Annotated in this window: 3 protein-coding genes; all 3 read left to right on the top strand. The window is 58.4% G+C overall.

Going from position 1 to position 5,679, the window contains the following annotated elements:
• On the top strand, positions 1–293 hold a 293-nt coding region (locus PMI18_RS06795; RefSeq protein WP_007904784.1), incomplete at its 5' end, for a hypothetical protein.
• Positions 294–597: 304 nt separating this feature from the next.
• Complete coding sequence (locus PMI18_RS06790; protein ID WP_007904787.1) at positions 598–3,309, top strand: DUF5801 repeats-in-toxin domain-containing protein; 2,712 nt, start codon at positions 598–600, stop codon at positions 3,307–3,309.
• A 250-nt stretch (positions 3,310–3,559) separates the two neighbouring features.
• On the top strand, positions 3,560–5,679 hold a 2,120-nt coding region (locus tag PMI18_RS06785; protein WP_007904788.1), incomplete at its 3' end, for a DUF5801 repeats-in-toxin domain-containing protein.

Genomic DNA, 5,679 nt, shown 5'->3' on the forward strand with positions numbered 1-5,679 from the left:
ATCGCAATGTCGGTGCCGATGGTGCAAGCAGCACTTCCGCACAGCCGGTCAGTGGTCTCGTCGGGCCTGGAAACACGATTGCGGAGGATACGAGTACGAATCCGCTGAAGATCATCGATGCTGGTTTCTCCACCACCACGACGATACCTGCAACCCTTGATCTAACGCTGGATTTCAAAGTCGTCGATAGCGATAGCGATTTCACCGCTGTCCAGACGATTGATATCGAAAATCCTGTCGTGGTCGAACTGGTGGGATCAACTAACTTGGCACCGACAGATTTGGTGCTTTGATCCGGTGACCGACATCGCAAGCACTGATATTGTCTGAAACCGCTGCAGGTACACGGCCTGGCTCCCGCAAGGGGCCAGGCCGTTTTTTATGGCCACTGCGAGCCTTGCGGCATGTCCTCATTCACAAACGGAATAGGCGGCACCGTTTCGTCATCCCCTCGTGCTGTTCCGCCATCCAAGTAGTCCGAAACTCCCATCCCGCTTGGGAGTATCGGCCGATGCGCGATCCCGGTGCTTATCCATAGTGGCGGCCAATGGTCAACGGTCAGGCCAAGATGACCGCAATTACCCCGGGAGAAAAATCATGGCTATTGAAATCACCGGCGTGAACGTTTCGCTGGACGAAACGGCCGGATTGCAGAACGCCACCGCCACGCCAAGCCCTGCGGGAGACGCTGACGACAACGACATTCTGGTGGCATCCCTGCCCTCGGACTTCTCAACCCGTTTGACCGAACTGAATGCCGGTACCGCAACGGGTGCAGCGTTGAGTGGCTATACCGGTGACGTGGGCGACACGGGCAGCAATGCGTTCACCATCACCGACGGAGCAAGCATTACCGATATCAGCTTCGTCGACAGCGCTGGCGCACCGCTTAATGGCCTGGACAGCGGACTGTTTACCCTTGATGGCACCAGCATCCTTCTCTACACAGATACGAACAACAACATCCTTCTGGGCCGAGCCGGGAGCGCTACCGGTGCGATCGTGTTCGCGGCCTATATCGAAGAAACCGGATCGCCGGTCTCGGGCGGCAAGATCTGGACCGTGGAGTATCAACCGCTCAAGCATCCAGATGCGACGAACGCCGATGATTCGCTCAATCTGCTGGATAAAGTATTCGTCGGTACCAGTCAGGACCTGGAATTCAGTCTGGCCAATGCGCCCTCCGGTCAGAACCTGTTCCTGATGTTCACGACAGTCAACCCCACGGTTGTCGACGATGGTGGTGTCTTGCGGATCACGGACCCCACCATTATCGCTACCGGTAAGGATCCCGCAGACCAGTCAAGCGGTGCCAATATCAACACTGGCGACACGATCAATACCAGCCAGGCGGGTGGCCCGACCACCTTCGGCACCAACAGCCAGATGATTACGGAACAGGAAGGTATTCGTTATTCGTTCGTCACGGGCGCCAGGCAGGATGTGACCATCCCCAACCTGGATCAGACTGAAGCAGATGTTGAGTCCAACATCGACTTTACCAACGTCTTCAATGCGAAGTCGGCCAATTTCGACGTGGTGCAGTTGCAAAGCGGCAAGAGTGCAGTGGTAAAAATCAGTGCATTCAGCACCGTGGCTGAACCTGGCGTGAATTTCGTCAACGGCTATACCAACGATACCCCGGTTGCCATCACCAATGTGCTCGTCACCAACATCAGCACCGGGCAGGTAATCGAGAATTCAGACGGATCGGTGAATGATCCGAGCATTGAAATCACTTTTTCTGGAGGGGTTGCAACCATCACCGGCGTTAAAGCCGGCTATCAGATTGAATACACCACGACGGCGGATCATAACCGAGTGCTCATCGAGAACGGGGCAGCTCTCGACGCCAAGGGCAATACCCACGCTGACTTTGACATCGGTGGTTTTACGCTGCTCCAAACCGCTGTTGCGACCGCCGAAATCGGCTCCAAGATGCTTTTCGAAGATGACGGCCCGGCACTCGCCTTTGGCAACCTGATCGGCACCGGTAGCGTCCTGCCACAAACCGGGTACTGGAGTCATTCGGCCGGCGCCGACGGGCTGGATACGAACGGTCTGGATATTTCGGTGAATAGCTCGTTCACCCTCGTCAGGCCAGACAACACCACCACGACCGGGACTGCCACACTCACCGAGCAGTCGCCTTCACCGGACGGCAATGGCGCGTACCAATTCGCCGGGACCTTGACCGGCGATTTCGACAACAACGCCGACACGGCGGATACCACCATCGACTACACGCTGAGCGCCTTTGACGATGGCAGCTATGTACTGGATCTGGTGCAAGGCTTTAGTTCGACGGTCGTGCTCAGCACTGCCGATGGCTCGCTCGCTGCCGGCGGTCCGGACCCAGTGCGCACATTGTTAATTCCGAAGACGAATGACCCGACTATTCCTTCGGCTTCCGAGGAGGTTGTGTTCTTTTCCGCGAAGGCGCTTGCGTCGACTTCGGACATCCTGACCGGTATCGGGCTTGGAGCACCCGACCCCACCGAAGCCCAGATACAGACCAATCCCCTGCCCTCGTATATCGACCCGAGGGCCATGAACGTCAGCACGTCCGGCATCGGCGTCGCCAATAACGTCCTCCAGGGAGACAGCTTGGTGGCAATCGGCGCTACCGATGAAAGTTTCGTCGTCAATCCGGAGAGCCTGGTGACGGCCATGAAGGTCTTTATCGACAACTCTGTAGCGGGTTACAACACCGCGACCGAGGACCTGTACTACAGGATCTACTACGAGGATGGCACGACTTCGGACCTCATCGAGGTGAATACTCTGACTCCAGAGCCACGTGGACAGGTGTCCTTCCTCATTGAGCAGGAAGGCACGACGCTGATCGACGCGGTTCAGCTCACGATGGGCCGAGGCGAGATCAAGATCCCGGTGATCCAGTTCATTCAGGAGACCGAGAGCCTGGCCAGCGATATCCAGCTGACGTTCAACGCGACGGTGACGGACAGGGATGGGGACTCGGCATCAAGTACGTTTGACGCCAACCTGTTCGCCAACGACTTGACCGGCGCTTTCGACTACACGCTGGTGGGTACGGGCGGTGAGCGTGATGCCTTCAACGTCGACTTGTCATTCGATGAGAACCTGTACCAGGTCACCGGTTTCGATGCGGGCGCAAACCTGCGAGATACGCTGGTACTCAACGGCGACCAGAACGCCGTTGTCCAGATCGACAACACCGGCGCAGACAGCATCGTAACAGTTGCCGAAACGGGCGGAGACGTCACGACCATCACCTTGGTCGGGGTAGATCTTCTGACTAGCGACATTGTTCTTGGCAGCGTCTGAGGCGTCGCGCGCGTGAAAGGATGTGAGGGTGGCACAAGTCACCCTCGCATTGTTTTTTGCAGTCCCAATAGGCGATCCGCACGCTCGCATCAGCCTGGGAACCCTGCGTCAGAGCACCAACGAGGACGACTAGGCCGAAACTCCTATCCCGCTTGGGAGTTTCGGCCGATGCGCAATTCCCGGCGCTTGGTCATAGTTGTAGAGGTCAATGGTCGGACCTCAATGACCGCAATTGCTCGGGAGAAAAATCATGGCTATTGCAATCACAGGCGAGGACGTTGTGCTGGACGAGACGGCCGGGTTACAGAACGCCACCGCCACGCCAACCCCTGCAGGAGACGCTGACGACAACGACATTCTGGTGGCATCCCTGCCCGCTTCCTTCTCTACCCGTTTGACCGCACTGGGTGCCGGTACTGCAACGGGTGCGGCCTTGAGTGGCTATACCGGTGCCGCGAGCGACACGGGCAGCAATGCGTTCACCATCACCGGTGGAGGAAGCATTAGCGACATCAGCTTCGTCGACAGCGCTGGTGCACCACTCGATGGTCTGGACAGTGGACTGGATACCCTCGATGGCACCAGCATCCTTCTCTATACCGATACGAACAACAACATTCTTCTGGGCCGAGCCGGGGGCGCAAATGGCGCCATCGTGTTCGCGGCCTACATCGAAGAAACCGGATCGCCGGTCACCGGTGGCAAGATCTGGACCGTGGAATACCAACCGCTCAAGCATCCAGATGCTACAAACCCCGATGATTCGCTCAATCTGCTGGATAAGGTGTTCATCGCAGCTACCCAGGACCAGGGATTCAGTCTCGCCGGTGCGCCCTCCGGTCAGAACCTCTTTCTGATGTTCACGAAAGCGAACCCGACCACTGAAACGGTCGATGGTGTCGTGCGGATCACCGACACCACCATCATCGCCACCGGCAAGAACCCCGCAGACCAGTCAAGCGGCGCCAATATCAACACTGGCGACACAATCAATACCAGCCAGGGAGGTGGCCCGACCACCATCGGCACCAACAACCAGATGATTACGGAACAGGAAGGCATCCGCTTTTCGTTCGTCACGGGCGCCAGGCAGGATGTGACCGTTCCCAACCTGAGTCAGACCGAAGCAGATGTTGAATCCAACATCGACTTTACCGGCGTCTTCAATTCGACGTCGGCCAGTTTCGATGTCGTGCAGTTGCAAGGCGGCAAGAGTGCGGTGGTCAAAATCAGCGCATTCAACACTGCTGCTGAACCTGGTGTGAATTTCGTCAACGGCTATGCAAACGATACGCCAGTTGCCATTACCAATGTGCTCGTCACCAACATCAGCACCGGGCAGGTGATCGAGAATTCAGACGGTTCGGTGAATGATCCGGCCATTAACATTACCTTTTCCGGTGGGGTTGCAACCATCACCGGCGTGCTGGCCGGTTACCAGATTGAGTACACCACAACGTCGGACCACAACCGCGTGCTCATCGAGAACGGGGCGGCCGTCGACGCCAGGGGCAATGACCACGCCGATTTTGATATCGGTGGCTTCACGCTGCGCGATGCCTCTACGACGATCGCCGAAATCGGCTCCAAGATGATCTTCGAAGACGACGGACCAAGCGTCAGCGCCACCGGCACGGAGCCAATACTGACAGTAGACGAAACGGTACTGGCGACCGACGCCACCCAGAGCTTTACCGCCAACTTCAGCTCCGCGTTTGGCGCTGATGGCCCGGGTACATTGACCTATGCGCTGGGCGTGACGGCCGGTGCTTCGGGTCTGACCGATACGGCCACGGGCGAGGCAGTCAACCTGTCGCTCAACGGCACCGTGGTGGAAGGCCGCACAGCCACCACCAACCTGCTGGTGTTCACGGTCAGCGTCGCCGCCAATGGTGACGTCACCCTCGACCAGCTGCGCGCCGTGGTGCATCCCGATGCCACCGATCCCGATGATGCGACGAGCCTGAGTTCGGATGATCTGGTCACCCTGACGGCGACCATAACCGATGGCGACGGCGACAGTGCCCAGGCGACTCTCAACATCGGCCAGAACCTGGTGTTCGAGGACGATGGACCGAGCATCACCACCACCGGCGACGAGCCAATACTGACGGTAGACGAAACGGTACTGGCGACCGACGCCACCCAGAGCTTTACCGCCAACTTCAGCTCCGCATTTGGCGCTGATGGCGCCGGCACGCTGACCTATGCGCTGGGCGCGACGGCAGGCCCTTCCGGGCTGACCGACACGGCCACCGGCGAGGCGGTCAACCTGTCGCTCAACGGCACCGTGGTCGAAGGCCGCACGGCCACCACCAACCTGCTGGTGTTCACGGTCAGCGTCGCCGCCAACGGTGACGTCACCCTCGA

It is taken from the genome of Pseudomonas sp. GM102 (genome assembly GCF_000282555.1).
Lineage (GTDB): Bacteria > Pseudomonadota > Gammaproteobacteria > Pseudomonadales > Pseudomonadaceae > Aquipseudomonas.